Source organism: Microcoleus sp. S13_B4 (assembly GCF_036700885.1).
GTDB lineage: Bacteria > Cyanobacteriota > Cyanobacteriia > Cyanobacteriales > Microcoleaceae > Microcoleus.
The window spans coordinates 1-20,661 of record NZ_JAUBPU010000012.1 but is presented as its reverse complement, the minus strand read 5'-3'; the positions used below and the strand labels follow the sequence as shown (position 1 = coordinate 20,661).

Genomic DNA, 20,661 nt, shown 5'->3' with positions numbered 1-20,661 from the left:
CTTTGCTATGTAGGATGAAACCTCAGCACCTTACTGCGTAAAGAAAGATTGCAGTTAGTATTTTAGGTTACTAAGTTATGCTTGAGAAAATATATAATCCTGTCAGGATTGAGAAAACAAAATGACTGCAAATGCGATTCAAAGTATTGACTGGGATGCTTTTTCTTCGGAACTATCGGGAATTGAAATAATTAGCGATCGCGCGCAAGTTGTCAAGCTATCTCAAGACTATTATCACTTCAGTCCAATTTTGCAACCTCTCTTAAGTGATAAAACAGGAGATTTAGTAGTTCGTCCCGCCAGCGAAGCCGAAGTTTTGCGGATTGCGGCAGCCTGCGTCAAATTCAAAATTCCGCTAACTGTTAGAGGTGCAGGAACGGGCAATTACGGGCAGTGCATTCCCCTCAAGGGCGGCGTCATTTTAGATACCACCAAAATGCACAGTATCCGCTGGATAAAACCGGGTTTAGCTTGCGTAGAACCAGGGGTGAAAATGTCGGTTTTCGACAAACAAGCGCGAGAAACTGGTTGGGAATTGCGGATGGTTCCCTCAACCTATCGCACCGCAACGATTGGGGGATTTATCGGCGGCGGTAGTGGGGGAATTGGTTCGATAACTTACGGGCAATTGCGCGATCGGGGAAATCTTCATGCCGTTCGAGTCGTTACAATGGAAGACGAACCCCGCGTCATCGAATTGCGCGGCGATGAAGTGCAAAAAGTCAATCACGCTTACGGCACAAATGGGATTATTACTGAGTTAGAAATTCCCCTCGCCCCTGCTTATGCTTGGGCGGAAATCATCGTGGCTTTTGACGATTTTATGACATCGGCCAACTTCGGTCAAGCTTTGGGCGATGCTGACGGAATTATCAAAAAACTAATTTGTGTTTGTGCTTGGCCGATTCCTGCTTATTTTGCTGCTTTCCGCGAGGCGATTCCTGAAGGTAAGCACTGCGCTTTGTTAATGGTAGCAGAATCTTGTCTGGAACCGCTGCAAGATTTGGTGCGCGAATATGGTGGCACAATTTGCTATCAAAAAGACGCGCAAGCAGCGAGCAAAGGTGCAGCTATTGCTGAATTTACTTGGAATCATACAACTCTGCACGCTCGCAGCGCTGACCCCTCTCTGACTTATTTGCAGACGATTTTTCCCCCCGATCGAGGTTTGAAATTGATTGAGGAACTGTACAATTATTATGGGGATGAGGTGTTGATGCACTTGGAGTTTTTGCGGATTAATGGCAGGGCGATCGCCGCGGCTTTGCAAATAGTTCGCTACACTACGGAATCACGCCTCAATGAAATTATTCGCTATCACGAAGAGCAAGGCGCAATGATTGCTAATCCTCACACTTATATATTGGAAGATGGAGGGATGAAAAGTATTAATGTGGAACAGTTGCAGTTTAAAGAGTTGGTCGATCCTTACGGTTTGCTTAATCCGGGTAAAATGCGGGCGTGGTTGGAACGGGATTAAGGGCGATGGTTTTTAGATAAGATTCGGATCTTGAAATCGCTGCTAGACAAACGAAGTCCGCCTAAGCGCTGGCTTCGCTCACGCGGACTGAGAAATGAGCAAACAGCAGTTGTAAATTTAAGGGACGGGGGCGGTAATTTCTGCTGGTGCGATCGCCCCTTCAGAAGGTACAGCTTGCTTTTCCAGTAGTTGGCGCTGTTTGTTGCGAAATTCTGCTGCCGCATCGTTCAAATTTTGGCGCTGTTCGCTATTAAATTCTTCCATGCTGCGGCCGCCTCCCAATTGGGATCTGTGAATTAAATCAAATATTGCGCTTCCGCTGCTGCGGCCGGAAAAGGGGTCGGTATTGTCTTGAGTTTGAAAGTCTTGCAGCGGTTGGGCATTATTTAAACCGCTGGCTTGAGCAAAGCTTGCTTGAGGGGAGAACAGAGCACAGGATGCGATCGCGCTTGCAGTAATCCCAATCATCCATTTGCCCGATTTAGAAGTTTTGGTGTTCATAATTTATTAGTTGAATCTTCAAAAAAACAATTGTATCTAAACAATATTCTGACTTGTGACTAAATATTATATTACTTCGCTGGGGCTAACGATACGGCATTGCCCTTCCTCTTGTCCACAACCAGCCTGGAAGCATTGAAAAATCTCGCTTTGAGCTGAGACCAGATCCCCCAAAATCCCCCTTAAGAAGGGGGACTTTGACCGCTTCTTGTCCCCCCCTTAAAAAGGGGGGTTAGGGGGGATCTGGGCCTAATCGCCAAACAGCAGTCTCTGAGTAGGTTTGAAGTTAAGTTGACACGACGAAAGGCACGGCGCCGTGTCCTAGAATTGACGGTGCTGGTGAAACGATCGCCCTAACTAAGCAAATCGGCGTCGCAGCAGCGGTTGAATGCTCAGCAGCGCTACGACATCAAAAGCTAGCAATACTAACAGCGCTCCTCCAAAGGTAACATTACCCCAAGGAGCTTGCATCACCACACTTGCTAACGACCAATCGCTGTGCAGGTACAAATAGCGGATGGGTTCGATCGCATAACTTAGAGGATTGAGAGTCACCACAACTTGCAGCCACTCTGGCATAAATGACAGCGGCGCGAGGGCTGTGCTGGCAAATAACAGCGGCAAGTTAGTAACAAAAATTACCGCAATTAATTCTACGTGGCCGGGAAGAGCGAAGGCTAAACCCAGACTCAAGCCCGTGACGCCCAAAACTAACAGCAGCACAATTAGGGCGATCGCCCCTAGTCCGGCAATTCCGGGGAATCCCGCGCCCAAAAACGCCCCCGCTGTAACGATTGTGCCGGTTTGGATAAAGCTGAGGGTGACGATAAAAATAGCCGAAGCCAGGACGATCGAAAATCTCGAAGCCAGCGGCGCGACTAATAGGCGGTTGAGAAATCCGAACTCGCGATCGAACATAATCGGCAAACCAGCATTCAGCGCCCCGGCAAATGCTGTAAAAACGATAACGCCAGCGCCGAGAAATTGTCCGTAATTCTGGCTTTCGCCGAACAAGCCGGCGGGAGCATTTTCAAACAGAGCTCCGAACAAAACCAACCACATCAGCGGCTGAATAATGCCTGCAACTAGCGTGGAGGGACGGCGCTGCAATTGAATAAACAGGCGCTTGGTTAAGGCGAGAGTTTCTTGGATGAAGTCGGCCAGCAGGGAACTGGAAGTGTCAGCGGATGCTGTGGAGAGTGGCCGCTGCTGGTTGAGGTTGTTGGGGGATGTAACAGTACCGCTCATAATTGCTTGTTGATTAAATCTCACTATCTTTACAGTAGCAAGTCTGGAGGTATTGGTGGTGTTGGGCGGGCGATCGTCACAAGCCAGCAGATGAGGTTATATAGTCATTATAATAAATTCTACATAGCTGGGAATTTTCGATCTAGACATGGCAGAAACACCGCTCGCTCTATATCGACAAGGCAACGCTAATTCACCTAGAATGGATAATGTCCGGTTGAATGCCTAACAAACGCTGACGGACTGAATCTGCTAATTGCTCGCGATAATTGAGATAAGCTTCTACTGATTCTTGGTGTGGGATATAATAGCCGATCGCACTATAGACATCCGACAATGACATAGTTGAATAACGCTGCACAATTGATTCCGGCGACGCACCATCCTGAAAAGCTCTAATCACCAATTCCAGCAAAACTCTTGAGTTTCCCACCCGAATAGCACCTGTTGCATCTTCTCGGAAAGGAGGCGCTTCAACTTCTAAAACAAGATTTATTTATTAATATCGCCCAAAATTACGAGCGTATTTTTTCACTCTCCTCTTAAGATTATATAGCAGAAGGAAGAAGGTTTTCTCTTCCTTCTTCCCTCTTCCTTATATCCGTTACATCCGTTACAAAATCCGTTGCCGAACTTCCCTCTTCCTTCAAATTACGAGCGCATCGCCTGTTTTTGCTCCGCCTTCAAATCGCGGTTGCTAGCAGCAGCCAACTCAGCATCCAACAGCGTCTTACCAGTCGCAGCCAAATACACATCATCCAAACTCGGCCGAGATTGAGCAATCCCAAAAGTAGGCAATCCCGCATCTTTTAAAGCTTGCTGAATAGTCACCAGCGCATCGCTTTGCGGTGTTACTACTAAATTGAGAGAATTTCCTTGAGCCGTGTTGACAATTACTTCCTGCACAAAAGGCAAAGATTGCATCAGAGTTTTAGCTTTTTCGGCTTCTTCCATCGGCGAAAACTCCCGAATCCGCAGAGTCACCCGATCGCCCCCAACCCGATTTTTCAACTCCTCCGGCGTGCCCTGTGCAATCACCGTACCCTTGTCAATAATCGCCACGCGATCGGCCAAAGCGTCAACTTCTTCGAGATAATGGCTGGTAATCAAAACCGTAGTACCTTCCTCCCGCAACCGTCGCAGGAAATCCCACACAACCACCCGGCTTTCAATATCGAGCCCGACAGTCGGTTCGTCTAACACCAAAACATCCGGCTGGTGAAGCAACCCAGCAGCCAAGTCGAGGCGTTTGCGGATACCGCCGGAATAAGTACCCGTCTTTTTATTTTCCCACTCTTCCAAACCGAGGAGTTTCACCATTTCGTCAATCCGCCCTTTAATCGTATTGCGCGGCAAATGGTAAAGTGCTGCTTGCAGTTGCAGGAGTTCCCGCCCCGTCAGCACCTTATCAAGAGCCACTTCTTGGGCGACGTAGCCTAGTCTTTGTCTGGCAATTCTCGGCTGACTGACAGCAGAAATGCCAGACACTTCAATGCGTCCGCTATCGGGCGCACTCAAAGTACAAAGTACCCGCAGGGTTGTGGTTTTGCCTGCACCGTTGGGGCCTAGCAAACCAAATATTTCCCCCGGTTCTACCTTGAAGGAAACATCTTTAACGGCTTCTACAGTGCCGTAGCGTTTCTGAAGATTTTCAATTAAAACGGCGGGAGCCATATATTTTGGGGATGAACTGGTTGTTAATATTTTGACACTTCCGGGCTCAAATTGCCGGAATGGTCGATCGACCAATGCGACTCGGTGTGCTTGTAACGATCGCACACTCCTCCTCAACCGGAAACTGCTTATAGTTTTGATTCTTAATATCAGTTTTAAAAAAATTAATTTTATAGTGGTTTTCAACCCTGATATTCATCAGTTTTCCCAATCTCCAATCTCCAATCTTACCTCCAAAAAATTATGAGTTTTGAGTTAATTATAACTTCTCAGTTAGTAACTCAAAACTCACAATTGTTCAACAAGTAGAGATGCACCCGAAACCTGTTATTTTATAATTATCTCTACCTATAGGCTGATTTGGAGCGAGATTTTGATAATTAACACCCTGGTCAAACCCATTACACTTTCGAGCCAACTATTAAACACAAAAAACTTCCCGCAGTGGCAAGTTCTACTTTTAACCAGTTCCCGAAACAATGTAACTGTAGGCCAGTGATCTCAACCCCGATAGTTATCAGTAATTACCAATTCTTTAATCGAAAATGGTACTAACTCCCCTACAGGGAGCCGCTGCCATGTCTTTAATCGACAATTTTTACCCAACCGCGGCGAACGTTGTACAGCAGTCGGTTGATGATGGCATACTCATCTTCATTCAGTGTTCTTTCTAAGAGTGCAGATCTGAGCTGTCTCCGGTCGTGGCGAGTCACGACGCTGGAGAACATGACCTGACCAAATAACTCTTCGAGTGTCATTTGGGATACTGACATGATAAACCTCCTACTTGATTGAGACAGATAAAATTTTAACAGGCTTGTTGTATTTGTATTATGCACTCTGGGAGTGACTCCAAAGGCGATCGAACACATTGACACGGTGTGATTTTTTGGTTAAAAATCTGTGACCCAGACTGTGCTGCCAAGTGACTTAGATCTCTTAAATTTGTGATGCTTGTCACTAAAGTCAGAAGTCAGAGGGAAAAAGACCCTCAAGCACGATCGCCCTCAACAACTCTCCATGCCGTCCTCAGAGCTTCTCAACCTTATTTTTCCCTATCCCAATTTTCCAGCTAATTGAGGCATCGGTCAATCGTCGCCACAACCGACTCCGCCAACTCTTTCAGCGCGTAACCCCCCTCCAATCCAAAGGCGATGCGACGGGTGAGTTGCAGGCAGTATCCGGTGAAAGTACCAAAATCTGACGGCATCAGAGTCATGCTCGCCAGCGGATCAGACGCAGTAGCGTCATAACCAGCGCTGACTATCAACAAATCCGGTTCAAATTTGGACAAAAAAGGCACCACAAGAGATTCAAAGGCGCTCATGTATTCAGCTATGCCGCCGCCCGGATACAGGGGAATGTTCAGCACGTTCTCGTAGAGACCGCGCTCCTCGGCATCTCCAGTTCCCGGATAGCACGGAGATTGATGCAGGGAACAGTAGGCAATTTGCCGACAGTTTTCCACCAAAGATTGAGTACCGTTGCCGTGGTGTACGTCCCAGTCGAGGACAGCGACGCGGTTGATTCCCGGCTGTTCCAGGGCGTAGTGAGCAGCGATCGCAGCATTGGAAAACAAGCAAAAACCCATCGCGCGGGCGTTTTCGGCGTGGTGTCCCGGCGGCCTTGCCAGCACAAAAGCCGGTTCCCCCGCAGCCACCACTCGATCGACCCCATCGAGCCAAGCACTTGCCGCTAGCAGCGCTACGTCGTAACTTTCAGCAGAAATCGGCGTATCGCCGTCGAGGTAGCCGCCTCCCCGATGAGCCAAATGTTCGACTTCTTTGATGTATCTTTGCGAGTGAACTTTTTTGATAGCCGAGAACAGTGTTTGTTCGCGCTGCGCCACTGGGGTGGGCAGTTGCCACTCAATTTGAGCCGCCCAAGGAGCAGCTTTCAGAGCGTTGGCGATCGCCGTTAAACGTTCTGGTCGCTCTGGGTGAAGCATTCCAGTCTTGTGCAGCAAGAAATCTTCGGAGTAGATGACGGGTAGCATCGGCTAATTTTAGATTTTAGATTTTAGATTTTAGATTTTTAGTTTGCTTTAAGAAGGCCTGCGGTTTTGTGAAATTAAAATGGCGATCGGGCAACCATTTTAATTTTTTATATAGCCCTCAAAAAAACTTACCAAAGCATGAAACCCGACCGCATAAAAAAACCTTTCTAGCTTTTGCCAACCGCTGACCAAATCACCAACTGACAAATTATCAATTGTCCTTGTTTCGTCCCTTAATTTTTCTGGCCACTTTCCCATAAAGTCCAAGGCAAATTGTGATATAATTTCAGGAGTAATTTGCAATATTTGGCAGCTCTACTGAATCCAAACCGATTTTATCGCATTTTTGAGATTTATAGCGGTCAAATTTAAATTTTTAACGGAGTTTTTCAACCTATGAGCACCTCTGAGTCGCGGATAATCCCGACGGATCTGGGTAATGAGATGTCGCGATCGTACTTGGAATACGCCATGAGCGTAATTGTCGGTCGGGCGCTACCAGATGCCAGGGACGGTCTCAAGCCCGTTCACCGACGCATTCTCTACGCCATGAACGAATTGGGCTTGACTCCCGATCGACCTTTCCGCAAATGCGCCCGCGTCGTGGGGGAGGTGCTGGGCAAGTATCACCCGCACGGAGATACAGCGGTTTACGACGCCCTGGTGCGGATGGCTCAGGATTTCTCCATGCGGGAACGCCTGATCAACGGCCACGGCAACTTTGGCTCCGTTGACAACGACCCGCCCGCTGCCATGCGGTACACCGAATGTCGCCTGACAGCTTTGACTAGCGACTCCATGCTGCGCGACATCGACTCGGAAACAGTTGATTTCGGCGACAACTTCGACGGTTCCCAGCAAGAACCCCTCGTACTCCCCGCACGCATCCCCCAAATTTTGCTCAACGGTTCCTCCGGGATTGCTGTAGGGATGGCAACCAACATTCCGCCGCACAATTTGGGCGAAATAATTGACGGTTTGGTAGCACTAATCCACAATCCAGCAATTACCGACCTGGAATTGATGCAGTACATCCCCGGCCCGGACTTTCCCACCGGAGGGCAAATTCTGGGCAGAGGCGGCATTCGCGATGCTTACACCACCGGTCGCGGTTCGATTACAATGCGCGGAGTCGCCGGCATTGAAACCATCGAACATCCCGGCCGCCCCGACAAAGAAGCAATTATTATCACCGAATTGCCTTACCAAACAAACAAGGCAGCCCTAATTGAGAAAATTGCCGAACTTGTCAACGACAAAAGATTAGATGGAATTTCCGACATTCGCGACGAAAGCGATAGAGACGGAATGCGGATCGTGATCGAACTTAAGCGCGACGCCTATCCCCGCGTCGTCCTCAACAACCTCTACAAACAAACACCGCTCCAATCCAACTTTGGAGCCAATATGTTAGCGCTAGTAAACGGGGAACCCCAACTACTTACGCTCTCCCAATTCCTCAATGTCTTCCTGGATTTCCGCATTGAGACAATTACTCGCCGGACTCAATATGAGCTCCGCAAAGCAGAAGAACGCGACCACCTTCTGCAAGGCTTATTAATTGCCCTAGACAACTTAGATGCAATTATCCACCTAATTCGCGCCGCTGCCGACTCCGCAGCAGCCAAACAGGAATTGATGGATAATTACGGTCTTTCGGAACAGCAATCCGACGCAATTCTGCAAATGCAGCTCCGGCGTTTGACAGCATTAGAAGCGCAAAAAATTCAGCAAGAACACGAAGAATTGCGAGCTAAAATCACCGATTTGGAAGATATCTTAGCGCGCCGGGAACGCATCTTAGAAATCGCCGAATTTGAAGCAGTCGAAATCCAAACCAAAATCGCCACTCCTAGACGCAGCGTCATCGAACACGCCGAAGGAGAAATTGATGAAAGAGATTTAATTGCCAACGAACAAGCAATTATTCTGATCACAGAGCAAGGCTACATCAAGCGGATGCCGGTCAGCACTTTCGAGGCCCAAAGTCGCGCTACTCGCGGCAAAGCAGGCGCGAAAATGAAAGAAGACGACGGAGTAGAACATTTCCTTTCCTGCTGCGATCATGACAGCGTTTTGTTCTTCAGCGACAGGGGCGTAGTTTACTCTGTCAAAGCTTATCAAATTCCCATCTGTTCCCGGACTGCCCGCGGCACTCCCGTGGTGCAACTGCTGCCGATTCCTATAGAAGAAAAAATCACTTCTATGGTGTCAGTCACAGAATTCACCAGCGAAGAATACTTGGTGATGCTGACTCGCAGCGGCTACATTAAGAAAACCGCACTTTCAGCTTTTGGCAACATCCGTACTAATGGATTAATCGCGATTTCTCTAGAAGAAGGCGACCAACTGCGCTGGGTACGGAGAGCAAAAGTGGGTGACAGCATCATCATCGGTACGCGCCAAGGCATGGCAATTCATTTCCGCACCAATCACGAACAGTTGCGCCCAGTCGGCCGCGCGACGCGGGGTGTAAAATCAATGAAATTGCGATCGGGCGATGAGTTGATTAGCATGGACATTTTGCCCAGTTCAATTGTTGCCGAAATTGCTGAATTGGAAACAGAAGAGTCGGAATTTGAGGGAGCTAATATTGCTCAATTAGAAACTGGCGAAGCGGAATTTGAAGGGGCAGAAATGGCTGAATTGGAAACAGAAGATGTGGAATTGGAAGACGAAGAATTAGAACTGCAAGCCGAGGAAATTGAAGGCGAAGATGCCGAAGAAATTCCGACAGCTAGCAGCGAAGTTCCTTCGGTGTTGGTAATCACCACCAACGGCTATGGCAAGCGAGTTCCAGTTTCTCAATTCCGCCTACAAAGAAGGGCTGGTAAGGGATTGACCGCTACTAAATTCAAGTCGAAAAAGGGTAAGGATCAGGTGGCTGCCCTGCGAATTGTCAACGAAGATGACGAATTGATGATTATTACCAACCGAGGTATTATTATCCGTCAGGCTGTGAGTGCAATTTCTACTCAATCGCGCACAGCAACGGGTGTGCGGGTGCAGCGGTTAGATGAGGATGATTCGATCGTAGCTGTGGCTTTGGTGCCGGCTGCGGGTGAGGAATCTGCCGAAGAATCGGCATCTGAGGAAGCCGTAGAAGAGTAAAAGTTAATGGTTTGTAGGGTGCGCTTCGGTGCACCTTACTGCTGTTGAAGGTTCAAAGTGCGATCGTCTATTCCCGGTTTCTGCCTCCAAGACTGGTCAATATTTAATACTAATTATGAAAAAATACCTCTAGGGACACGGCATTGCCGTGTCCTTAATGCGATCGTTGACAATCGATCCGATAATTGCCATAGCATAATATAAGCATAAATTTAATAGCCAAAGTCTGTAAAAATGCCTTATTTAACAGCACAAAACGACATCACAGCAATCATCACTAAATTGGCCCAAGCTAAAATCCTGTGGGTTGACACAGAAATAGCAGACTATAAATCCAACCCCAGATTATCTCTGATTCAGGTGTTAGCTGACTCCACAGATTCGAGTGGAGATGCCACTTTTCTACTAGATGTCTTGGATCAACCTGAATTGGCAAAAAATTTCATCAACCAAATCATGGTCAATCCAAATATTGAAAAAGTCTTGCACAACGCCAGCTATGACATCAGATTCCTGGGCAATGACGATGCTCAAAATGTCACTTGCACATTAAAAATGGTGAGAAAGATTCCCACTTACATCCTGCCATTACCTAATCGACAACTCAAAACTTTAATAGAAACACTTTGCGGCATTGCTTATGTCGATAAAACAGAACAAAGCGGCGATTGGGCCAAACGTCCCCTGACTCAGAAGCAGCTAGAATATGCCAAGATGGATGCGGTTTATTTAGCTAAAGTGCATCGCCGCCTGCTAGAAATCCTTGCCCAATGTTACCCCGAACCCGCAACGGAAAACTTGACAGCATTGGATGAAAAATATCAGGAAATAGAATCTAAGTGGAAGCCGCTAGATTCAGAAATCGCTGAACTTAAAGAAAGATTTAAAGCAGGGATGATGGCCCAAAAGCTCAAAGATAGTTATTATTTTCAGCTTTCCAGTTCAATAATGATGAAAGTTGATTTTATGACACTGGCAAGAGTGACGCAAACTCAGGGAATTGAGTTGAATTTTCCGGTGACACTGACGAAAGAAATTCAAAAACAGTTAGGCCAACTCATCGCTGATCCATCTTTGGAACTTGAGGAGATTGCTAGTTGGCGGTTGAATTCCAACTTACAGCAGCGGCGAAAATCTCCTAAGAAAATTGCGCCGGAACCGGAGAGTGAGGATTTAACAGCATTGGGGGAAAGGTACAAAGAAATTTTGCCTGAATGGAAGTTGCTGGATTCAGAATTTGAGCATCTGAAAGAGCGCATTAAAAAAGCAATGTTGGTGCAAAATCAGGAAAATACTCCCCATTTTAAGTTATCCAGTTCCTCGATTTTGAAGGTAGATTTTGCTAGATTGGCAAAACTTGCACTATCTGTGGGAGTTGAGTTAGATTTGATGGTGACGCTGACTCAATACATCCAAAAGCGGTTAGGGGAAGCGATTAACAAAATTGATGTGCAAATTGAGTATATTACGAGTTGGCGAATGACGGCTAAAACTGTGGAAGATGAAGATGAGGAAATTCCGTTTTAACTAACGTCTGTTTTGGTTAAGCAGAAGGAGGCAAAACCCAATCTAACCCAAGAGAGTGCTTCTTAGGTTGATGGCAATAGGCAATTAAACCACACAAAACATTCGCACAGAGGCGTTGCTTACTCAGGGTATGAAAAAATCAGTTTAAAATCCAGAAACTGTGTCGAAAATGGTTTCTATGACTTGCATATTTTGCCTTGCATACCGTAAATCAGCAACGCCTATTTTCCTTTTATTCGGATCTTAATCAAGTCTTGTTCATCACTGACCTTTTCCATCTACTCGTCGGTATTGCCACAGCAGTCGTTGGTCTCGCGTATGTAGTCTGCTACGGTGACCGTAATGTCAACGAGAGAACGTATTATTCGCCCCTCAGCGACCGGTCATTTGCTCCAACTTTTCGGGATACCGAGCGCCTTGTACTGTGATTTTGGCGGCGGCATCATCGATGTCACGCAGATCGGCAGGCGTGAGTTCGACGGAGGCTGCCCCGATGTTTTCGTCCAAGCGATGCAGCTTTGTCGTACCTGGAATGGGTACGATCCACGGCTTCTGGGCCAGCAGCCAAGCAAGCGCGATCTGAGCTGGTGTTGCCTGCTTCCGTTCTGCAATACTGCCAAGCAGATCGATCAGGGCTTGATTCGCCTTGAGTGCCTCTGGTGTGAAGCGAGGCAGGGTGCTGCGAAAGTCGGAGCTGTCAAAGGTCGCGTTTTCGTCGATCTTGCCCGTGAGGAAGCCTTTGCCCAGCGGGCTGTACGGGACAAGTCCGATGCCAAGTTCCTCAAGGGTCGGTATCACTTCCGCTTCAGGCTTTCTCCACCACAGCGAGTATTCGCTCTGAAGAGCCGTGACTGGCACAACGGCATGGGCGCGACGGATCGTTTGCACTCCTGCTTCAGAGAGTCCAAAGTGCTTCACTTTACCTTCCTGAATCAGTTCCTTCACTGCTCCGGCCACGTCTTCGATCGGCACATTCGGATCAACCCGGTGCTGATAGAGCAGGTCGATCGCCTCCACCTTCAGCCGCTTGAGCGACCCCTCCACGGCTTCCTTGATATGCTCCGGTCGGCTATTGAGCCCGGGTGAACCTTTCATGCCACGGGGATCGGAATTCGGACTGATGTCGAACCCAAATTTGGTGGCGATCGCCACTTGGTTGCGGAAGGGAGCGAGGGCTTCACCCACAAGCTCTTCGTTCAAGTACGGGCCGTAGACTTCGGCAGTGTCAAAGAATGTTATTCCGCGATCGACCGCAGCCCCCAGAAGAGCAGTCATCTCCTGTTTGTCTTTGGGCGGGCCATAGGAAAAGCTCATTCCCATGCAGCCCAGCCCGATCGCCGAGACTTCCAGATTACTGTTGCCAAGTTTGCGCGTTTGCATTGTTTTTCTCCTTTGATGTGGAACTGATATCGCTCCCGCCGCTGTCAGTCGTTTTCGCTGCGATCGCTGCTCACAGTGGGGTCGCCGATGCGGGACGGGGCGCTCTCGTGACCCCAGCGAGGCCAGAGATAGAAGACGTTGAGGAGGACGAAGATCAGCAGCGCCAGCCAGGGCACGACCAGCGCGACTACGGTAGCGATCGCGTAAACGCTCGGACCGATGAGAAAGTGCCGATTGATTTTCCGTATCTTTGTTGCTGTGAGGTGGGTACTAATCAACCGATTCCCACGAGCCGCGTACCGCCACATGGCGTTGACGAAGATACCAATTACGGTCAGAATCCCACCGTAGAAAGCGGCGGCAATTGGCTCGTCCGTTCCTCGGTGAAACGCTTCGGCTAGTACGGCGGTTGGGAACGGCAGGAATGCGATCAGCATCAGGTGGAGGACGTTAAGCCGCAACAGCATTCCATCCACGCGGACGATGTGTTTAAACATGGCGTGGTGGTTGATCCAGATTGCGCCGATCACCAGGAAGCTGACTACGTAGGCGAGGTAGGACGGCCAGAGTCCGAGGAGTTCTGCGCCGAGCGCCGTACCGGGGGGAGGCACTTTGATTTCGAGTATGAGCAGGGTGATGGCGATCGCGAATACGCCGTCGCTAAATGCCTCCAAACGGGTGGTCTCCACACTCACCTCCTCTGCGAGTAACGATTACCAAGTTTGCGCTTCTGCATGATTAGTCCTTCGAGATTCCACCTCGGTTATGCAGATTTCAGAGATGCCATATCAATACAGAAGCGATATTTCACATCAGACTTGAGCAGTCGCTCGTAGGCTTCGTTGACCTTCTGGATGGGAATGACTTCGACATCGGCGGTGATGTTATGTTCGCCGCAGAAGTCGAGCATCTCCTGGGTTTCGGCGATGCCGCCGATGTTAGAGCCGGAGAGACTGCGGCGGCCCATGATCAGGCTGAATGCCGCGACCTCCAGGGGCTTCTCAGGTACACCGACAAGGGTGATGTTGCCGTCGAGGCGAAGCAGGTTGAGATAGGCGTTGATGTCATGATTGGCGGAGACGGTATCGAGAATGAAATCGAAGCTGCCAGCGTGCTGCTGCATCTCGTCGGCATTGCGGGAGACGACCACTTCGTGGGCACCGAGGCGGAGCGCATCTTCCGTCTTACCGGGCGAAGTGGTGAAGACGACGACATGAGCGCCGAAGGCACGAGCGAACTTCACGCCCATGTGTCCCAATCCTCCCAGACCGACCACGCCAACTTTCTTGCCCTCGGTGACTCCCCAGTGGCGCAGGGGCGAATAGGTTGTGATCCCGGCGCAGAGGAGCGGCGCAACCCCGGCGAGATCGAGGTTGGTGGGAACTCGCAGAACGAAGCGTTCATCGACGACGATGCTATCGGAGTAACCACCATAAGTGACGCCTCCCAAGTGCTTGTCTGGGGAGTTGTAGGTGAGGGTCAGGGAAGGGCAGAACTGTTCAAGGTTAGCTTTGCACTGGGGACAGGTTCCATCCGAATCAACCATGCAGCCGACTCCTGCCAGATCACCAGGCTTGTACTTCGTCACTGCCGAGCCAACCTGGGTGATACGTCCCACCATCTCATGACCGGGAACGATCGGGTAGACCGTGCCGCCGCCCCACTCGTTTCGCACCATGTGAAGATCGGAATGGCAGATGCCGCAAAAGAGGATTTCGATCTGAACGTCATGTTCGGTTAGGTCGCGCCGTGCGATCGTGTCAGATGCCAGTTGTGATGTTGCGCTAGCTGCGGAATAAGCTTTGGCGTTGTACATGAATTGATGCTCCTAGTTGTTTACATTTGGTGTCTGCTACTGCTGTCGCTGACCTGCGATATGAGTCATCGCCCTTGGCGGTGAAGGTAGCGATCGCGACAATGCTTTGTTGGGGTGCGTTTAGGGTTCGATCGTGTTGGCGACGAACATCACTGCACCGTTTGACCGCCGTCCATGACCAGGGCGTGCCCAACGACGAAGGCAGCCGTGTCTGAGCACAGCCAGACGACGGCTGCAGCGATCTCCTCGGGCTTGCCCATCCGTCCGATCGGCTCCTCCGCGACCACCTTCGCGCGCCCTTCGTCTGTGCCGCCGGTGAAGCGACCCATCATTGGGGTGTCGATGTAGCCGGGACAGACGGCATTGACGCGGATGTTCTGCGACGCATAGTCGAGCGCCGCCGACTTGGTGAGTCCGATCACGCCGTGTTTTGCGGCGGTGTATGCAGCTCCGCCCTTGATGCCTATGACACCAGCACCCGATGATGTGTTCACGATCGCGCCACCCCCTTGCTTGAGCATCAGCGGGATTTCGTGCTTCACGCACAGAAAAACGCCGCGCAGGTTGATGTCTACGATCCGATCCCACTCTTCCGCTTCGATTTCCGCTGTTGCTGCATTCTTCTGCTCTACACCAGCGTTATTAAAAGCAAAGTCCAATCGCCCGGAGGTCTCGATGGTCTTGTCCAGAGCCGCTTTCCCGTCCTCGGCTTGCGTTACGTTGCACTTGACGGCGATCGCTCGTCCGCCCTGTTCTTCGATCATGCGTGCCGTTTCTTGATTGCCTTGTTCCGAAACGTCGGCGACCACGACGTTAGCGCCCTCACGAGCAAACGCCAGCGCAGTAGCTCGACCAATGCCGTCGCCTCAAATAGGGGGTCAATGCGAACAGTGCCGGTAAAATACTCAGCCGGTCCTTTGACGGAAGGTTGTGAGCCACTTCTTTTGATGTCCATTTCTTAATTCCTTTGGCTACCCCAATCATAGAGATTGAGCACTTAGGGCTAGCTCTATAAATAGGGATGGATTTTTTAAGAAGCAAGGTTAGCCTTGATGCCTTTTGGTTGTCAGTAGGCGAATCTCTTGCTCAATCAAACCTGCGTTTTCTCTTTAACAAAAATCCCGACGCTTGCAATTCGCCGGCATCATTTTTTATTGCTTTAGCTTCATTCTAGGAAGCTTCAAGGGGAAGCAATAGGACGATCGTCTAAGATTGTTGTACAATCCTGCAAACTTAGAAATGAACGCTGCCAAAAGAGTGAAAAGTCCGATATGGATTTAATGGGCAACCCGCAGGCAAAGCGTGAGGCAGATAGAGCGCAAGCCCACAGAGACGAACTGACCCAGCGGATTGCACAGGCGATCCGTCATGATGGGACGATTGAGCCGCTGAAAGGATTGCACTTCAATCGCTCCTCCTCACCTTCGGAATGCGTTCATAGTGTCTCTATCCCTGCCTTTTGTGCGATCGCTCAGGGCAGCAAAGAAGTGTTTCTGGGCAGCGATCGCGCCTGCCCTAATTTCCATTGCCTACTCTCTACTCCCCGGTGATTTAGCCATCTGCATCGAAAAGACACAATAGAGTGGGAATTCTAAAAGGGAGCTGTACCTCAACACTTATCCTGGTAATTATGAACCCAACAAATGGCTCTTCTCCGAGACTGGCGCTTCCCCTAAGGCTGGTTCTGATTGTTCCCTTCGTTCTGCAAGTTTTTGGAGCGGTGGGTCTTGTTGGCTATCTATCGTTCCGGAATGGACAGAAAGCAGTCAATAATTTAGCCAATCAGTTGATGGAACGAACTGGCAGCACCGTGAACCAACACTTGAGTGCCTATCTATCCATTCCACACAAGATCAGCCAGCTCAATGCAGATGCTGTGCGGATGGGGTTGCTAGATGTGCGCGATCGCCAAAAAGTCGGTCAGTATTTCTGGCGGCAAATGCAAGCATTTGATGCAAATAACATCAGCTATCTGGGCATTGGTTTAAAATCGGGGGAAGGCGTTGGGACTGGGCGCTACGACGGTAAAACCATCACGCTGGATGATTGGGGTCCGAGACCACCGAAAAATTGGTATAGCTATGCCTTAGATGACCAAGGGAAGCGCACTCGAGTTCTCGCAGTGTTGGATTGGGACAATTTCGCGCAACCTTGGTATAACAATCCAATCAAGGCGAATAAGCCTGTGTGGTCGCAGATTTATACGGTCGATTATCCAAACTCGGTCTACATTACCATCGCAGCGGCTCGTCCGCTGTATGATTCAGAAAATCAACTGTTAGGGATGATCAGCACTGATATTTCACTCTTATCCCTGAGTGATTTTTTACGGAATTTAGAAGTGAGTCGTGCGGGGCAGGTGTTTTTGCTGGAACGGGATGGCACATTGATTGCTAGCTCTGATAAAGAGCCATTTTATATCCGCCGGAATAAGGATATTCACCGATTGAAGGCGATTGACAGTCCAAATTCGCTCGTGCGGGAAACCGCGAAATCTCTCCAACAACACTTCAATCATTTTCAGCACATTGACGCAACCCAAAAATTGAAGCTTGACGTGCAGGGAGAAACTCATTACGTGCAGGTGTCTCCCTGGCGCGATACCTATGGTTTGGATTGGTTAGTCGTGATGAGTGTGCCAGAACGAGTATTTATGGCAGAAATCGATGCCAACACCCGTCTCACCCTTTTGCTCTCACTGGCAGCATTGATTGGAGCATCGGTACTGGGGGTGTTCACAGCACGTTGGATTACTAATCCCATTGAAAGGCTCAATCAGGCAAGTAAAGCCATAGCATCTGGCAACTTAGACCAAAGGGTAGAAGTGAGTAGCATTCAAGAAGTTGATACGCTGGCTCATTCCTTTAACTACATGGCAAATCAATTGCGCGAATCCTTTCAAGCACTAGAGAAAAGTAATGAAGAATTGGAAGAGCGGGTAGACCTTCGCACTGTTGAACTGAAGAACACGCTGAACGAATTGCAACGCACTCAAGCCCAAATAGTTCAGAGTGAGAAGATGTCTAGTTTGGGACAACTCGTTGCCGGAGTTGCCCATGAAATTAATAATCCAGTGAATTTCATTCATGGCAATTTGACCCATGCTCAGGAATATACTCAGGATCTATTAGAGTTTGTACAGCTTTATCAGCAGCACTATCCCAATCCAGTACCCGCACTTCAAATCGCAGCCGAGGACATCGATCTGGAGTTTGTGCAGGAAGATCTGCCGAAAACGCTAGCATCGATGCGCGTCGGCACCGAGCGCATTCGCCAGATTGTGCTGTCCCTACGCAACTTCTCCCGTATGGATGAAGCCGAGCTGAAACCTGTCAATATCCATGAGGGGCTCGATAGCACCTTGATGATTTTGCAGCACCGCCTCAAAGCACAAACTGATCGCCCTGCAATTGAGGTAGTGAAGGATTACGGCGATCTTCCCCTGGTGGAATGCTACGCTGGGCAATTGAATCAGGTATTTATGAATATCCTCACGAATGCGATCGATGCTTTGGAAGAAGGCAACGCTCAGCGTTCCTCTGAGGCGAATCCGAACCGGATTACAATTAGCACTGCCATTGCAGCAGAGTGGGCACAGATTGTGATCGAGGATAATGGTAAAGGCATTCCCACCCACGTCCAAGCGTACATTTTTAATCCCTTCTTCACCACCAAGCCGATCGGCAAGGGAACTGGGATGGGACTAGCTATCAGCTATCAAATCATCACTGAGAAACATAGTGGCAAATTAGAGTGTTATTCAACGCCAGGTAAGGATACCAAGTTTGTGATTCAAATTCCGATCGTGAGTACCTGTTAGCCCAATTTTAGCCATTTGATGGCTAGAACTGGTTGCCCAAAAGGAGTAAGGGTAGCAAAATAGAGATCAAGCTAACCGAGAGGAATTGACGGAGTGCATTACCCAAGCAATTCGTCAAGATGGGACGATTGAGCCACTGAAAGGATTGCACTTCAACCGCACCTCTTCGCCTTCTGAATGCCTTCATAGTGTCTCTATCCCTGCCTTTTGTGCGATCGCTCAGGGCAGCAAAGAAGTGCTTCTGGGCAACGCGATCGCGCTTCTGTACGATCCGATACATTCTCTGCTTGCTACGATCGAACTGCCGATTGCCAGCCAAATTCAGGAAGCCTCTAAGGACTGAAAAATAAATAACTTGATGAAGTATTAAGTTTGAGGTACGGCTCTATAGTTCCCTTTTGGCAAGTATTCATCAAAAATAATTTGCCTAGTTTTTTTAAAGTTATCAGCTACCTTTAGACCAATTTTATAGACTTTATTAAGCACATTTGCAACTACAGAGAACCCGGTTTTAGTGTGAGTTTTTTCTACCAGGTATTTGACTAATTCTATATTAGTAAAAATTACTCCTTGGCAAGCTCTCGTAACATGAGGAAAGAGTCGATGTTCCATGGGATTATATTTAGATGTATAAGGAGGGTAATGGGCAATCCTTATCTCAATTACGATTTCATTAACTAACTTTTGTAAATCTTCTTTAAAGATATAATGATTAGCATTGTTACTACCTCCACCATCACACTTTGCTACAATTGAAGTGGCATTCTGGTAGATCAATTTTCCATAATTATTCCACCAATTTTTCAGAAATTCACAAGCAAATTCACTTGTATCTTTACTGTTGCCTAATGTTATATATCCTCGATTTTCTTGAGCATCATAAATCCCATGTGGAATTACTTTTCCGTGACCTAATCTCCAAAAATCATGATCGAAAGTAGTGACAGGCTCGGTTGTATAGAGAGCTCCCGGACGATATAAATTCCCTAAAACTTCTTTTTTTTTGTATCAAAACGGTTGGATGGGATTAGCCGCCTCTCTATACTCTGTATCGAGTATAGCAATATTTTCAAATTGAGCATTACCATTTTTATTAATTCCTGTTGTCTGTTTCTTTTGTGCTCTTCGCTTCACATATCCATGTTTCTTTAGAAGTTGTCCTACTAGAGAAAGACTCACACAAAATCCGGCGTTTTTCAGTCCGACAGCTATTTCTTTATACGTCAAATTAGTCCATTTAATTAGCTCATTCATTGGGTCTCCCGCTGTCTGGAATTTTAAGACTTCTAAAAAGGCTTCATCAATACCGCTCCTGGTAGCTAAAATACTTTTTCTTCCTCCTCCTTTTTTTCTAATCCTTAAATTATTAATAGTCGTTTCATTCATTGTTTCTAAATCTTTAATTTCCTGGACAATAGTATTTCGACTGCATCCGCAAAGTTTCATTATATAGCTAATTCCACCTCATCCCAATTTTTGAGCCTCTATTCCTGCATACCTTCTTTTATCTTTCTCTGATAAAGAGTTATAAAACTTCTTCATTTATGACTCAATTGAACTAGAATAAAACATTGGTTTTGCGATAAAATAGGGTACTGTAATAACAATACTCCGGACAGTGTTTATATGACCCAATGGCTTATCCTCGCTTGACTTCGCAGCCCCTGTGGATAATTAAATCAATGTCAGCTCCACCCCTGACTTATATTTAATTCGACTTTTTTATGCTCCTTGCCCCGCGTAAGCTTGTAGTATCGTTCCAAAAACTGTCCGGAGTATTGTAATAAAAAAACTGTTGCAAGTTGCTCTCAGTTTTGGTAAAGTAAGCGATCTAGCCTTGTTCTTCATTATATTTGATAATTCATCAAGTTATTGATTTTTCATTCCTTAATAACTGAGATCTTGCACCATTCTCAATAAGCCCTTGCATCCTGTACCAAAATGTGAAATAAAGGGCGTATAAACAATGTGATAAGTTAATGTTAACCATCCTTAATTACGCCCAAGCATTAGTCTATACCTTGATGGATTTAATGCCAAGCAAATATCAACAAAAAAGTCTGCGAGCCTTGCTAGGTCTATTTCTGGAAGCAACAGGACAAAGTTTA

Annotated in this window: 18 protein-coding genes and 2 pseudogenes; 7 read left to right on the top strand and 13 right to left on the bottom strand. The window is 48.0% G+C overall.

Features of this window, described 5'->3' with window-relative positions; translation table 11 throughout:
- Window positions 1–121 precede the first annotated feature (121 nt).
- Window positions 122–1,480, top strand: coding sequence for an FAD-binding oxidoreductase (locus tag QT994_RS09565; RefSeq protein ID WP_333173758.1), 1,359 nt, complete (start codon window positions 122–124; stop codon window positions 1,478–1,480).
- 117 nt (window positions 1,481–1,597) lie between these two features.
- Here QT994_RS09565 and QT994_RS09560 read toward each other — a convergent pair whose 3' ends face one another.
- The 8 genes from QT994_RS09560 to QT994_RS09525 all read right to left on the bottom strand — a co-directional run bounded on the left by QT994_RS09560 (window position 1,598) and on the right by QT994_RS09525 (window position 7,202).
- A complete protein-coding gene (locus QT994_RS09560; RefSeq protein WP_333173754.1) occupies window positions 1,598–1,981 on the bottom strand; it encodes a hypothetical protein in 384 nt (127 codons plus the stop codon).
- Between the two features lie 357 nt (window positions 1,982–2,338).
- Window positions 2,339–3,229, bottom strand: a complete 891-nt coding sequence (locus QT994_RS09555) for an ABC transporter permease (protein ID WP_333173911.1) — start codon at window positions 3,227–3,229, stop codon at window positions 2,339–2,341.
- 193 nt (window positions 3,230–3,422) lie between these two features.
- Window positions 3,423–3,662 carry a DUF433 domain-containing protein gene (locus tag QT994_RS09550; protein WP_333173751.1) on the bottom strand — a complete coding sequence of 80 codons (240 nt, stop codon included), beginning with the start codon at window positions 3,660–3,662 and terminating at the stop codon, window positions 3,423–3,425.
- Window positions 3,663–3,880: 218 nt separating this feature from the next.
- Window positions 3,881–4,903 carry an ATP-binding cassette domain-containing protein gene (locus QT994_RS09545; protein ID WP_333173749.1) on the bottom strand — a complete coding sequence of 341 codons (1,023 nt, stop codon included), beginning with the start codon at window positions 4,901–4,903 and terminating at the stop codon, window positions 3,881–3,883.
- Window positions 4,904–4,949: 46 nt separating this feature from the next.
- On the bottom strand, window positions 4,950–5,102 hold the full coding sequence (locus tag QT994_RS09540; RefSeq protein WP_333173748.1) for a hypothetical protein: 153 nt from the start codon (window positions 5,100–5,102) through the stop codon (window positions 4,950–4,952).
- A gap of 385 nt (window positions 5,103–5,487) precedes the next feature.
- A complete protein-coding gene (locus QT994_RS09535; protein WP_015175516.1) occupies window positions 5,488–5,676 on the bottom strand; it encodes a hypothetical protein in 189 nt (62 codons plus the stop codon).
- A gap of 299 nt (window positions 5,677–5,975) precedes the next feature.
- Complete coding sequence (locus QT994_RS09530; RefSeq protein ID WP_333173746.1) at window positions 5,976–6,899, bottom strand: histone deacetylase; 924 nt, start codon at window positions 6,897–6,899, stop codon at window positions 5,976–5,978.
- A 99-nt stretch (window positions 6,900–6,998) separates the two neighbouring features.
- Window positions 6,999–7,202 (bottom strand): hypothetical protein, encoded by a 204-nt coding sequence (locus tag QT994_RS09525; RefSeq protein ID WP_333045552.1) that lies wholly within the window; start codon window positions 7,200–7,202, stop codon window positions 6,999–7,001.
- Window positions 7,203–7,295: 93 nt separating this feature from the next.
- Between QT994_RS09525 and gyrA the strand changes: the two genes are divergently transcribed.
- Window positions 7,296–10,010: a DNA gyrase subunit A gene (gene gyrA, locus QT994_RS09520; RefSeq protein ID WP_333173744.1), complete on the top strand. Its 2,715-nt coding sequence runs from the start codon at window positions 7,296–7,298 to the stop codon at window positions 10,008–10,010.
- 234 nt (window positions 10,011–10,244) lie between these two features.
- The gene (locus QT994_RS09515; RefSeq protein ID WP_333173742.1) at window positions 10,245–11,537 is read left to right on the top strand and encodes a ribonuclease D; all 1,293 of its coding nucleotides are present in this window, start codon (window positions 10,245–10,247) and stop codon (window positions 11,535–11,537) included.
- A 372-nt stretch (window positions 11,538–11,909) separates the two neighbouring features.
- Here the strand turns inward: QT994_RS09515 and QT994_RS09510 are convergent, their stop codons facing one another.
- From QT994_RS09510 to QT994_RS09495, 4 genes are all read right to left on the bottom strand, one after another.
- A complete protein-coding gene (locus QT994_RS09510; RefSeq protein WP_333173739.1) occupies window positions 11,910–12,917 on the bottom strand; it encodes an aldo/keto reductase in 1,008 nt (335 codons plus the stop codon).
- 44 nt (window positions 12,918–12,961) lie between these two features.
- Window positions 12,962–13,606, bottom strand: coding sequence for a TMEM175 family protein (locus tag QT994_RS09505; RefSeq protein WP_333173737.1), 645 nt, complete (start codon window positions 13,604–13,606; stop codon window positions 12,962–12,964).
- Window positions 13,607–13,680: 74 nt separating this feature from the next.
- The gene (locus QT994_RS09500) at window positions 13,681–14,733 is read right to left on the bottom strand and encodes an NAD(P)-dependent alcohol dehydrogenase (RefSeq protein ID WP_333045558.1); all 1,053 of its coding nucleotides are present in this window, start codon (window positions 14,731–14,733) and stop codon (window positions 13,681–13,683) included.
- Window positions 14,734–14,882: 149 nt separating this feature from the next.
- Window positions 14,883–15,590 carry an SDR family oxidoreductase gene (locus QT994_RS09495; protein WP_333173909.1) on the bottom strand — a complete coding sequence of 236 codons (708 nt, stop codon included), beginning with the start codon at window positions 15,588–15,590 and terminating at the stop codon, window positions 14,883–14,885.
- Window positions 15,591–16,004: 414 nt separating this feature from the next.
- On the opposite strand from QT994_RS09495, the gene QT994_RS09490 reads away from it, so the two are divergent.
- From QT994_RS09490 to QT994_RS09480, 3 genes are all read left to right on the top strand, one after another.
- Window positions 16,005–16,283 (top strand): AraC family transcriptional regulator N-terminal domain-containing protein, encoded by a 279-nt coding sequence (locus QT994_RS09490; RefSeq protein WP_333173734.1) that lies wholly within the window; start codon window positions 16,005–16,007, stop codon window positions 16,281–16,283.
- 80 nt (window positions 16,284–16,363) lie between these two features.
- The gene (locus QT994_RS09485) at window positions 16,364–18,553 is read left to right on the top strand and encodes an ATP-binding protein (RefSeq protein WP_333173732.1); all 2,190 of its coding nucleotides are present in this window, start codon (window positions 16,364–16,366) and stop codon (window positions 18,551–18,553) included.
- An 85-nt stretch (window positions 18,554–18,638) separates the two neighbouring features.
- Window positions 18,639–18,896 carry an AraC family transcriptional regulator gene (locus QT994_RS09480; protein ID WP_333173728.1) on the top strand — a complete coding sequence of 86 codons (258 nt, stop codon included), beginning with the start codon at window positions 18,639–18,641 and terminating at the stop codon, window positions 18,894–18,896.
- A gap of 23 nt (window positions 18,897–18,919) precedes the next feature.
- Here QT994_RS09480 and QT994_RS09475 read toward each other — a convergent pair.
- Window positions 18,920–19,939 (bottom strand): annotated as a pseudogene (locus QT994_RS09475) (ISAzo13 family transposase).
- 593 nt (window positions 19,940–20,532) lie between these two features.
- On the opposite strand from QT994_RS09475, the pseudogene QT994_RS09470 reads away from it, so the two are divergent.
- Window positions 20,533–20,661, top strand: a pseudogene (locus QT994_RS09470) (IS701 family transposase); the annotation flags it as partial.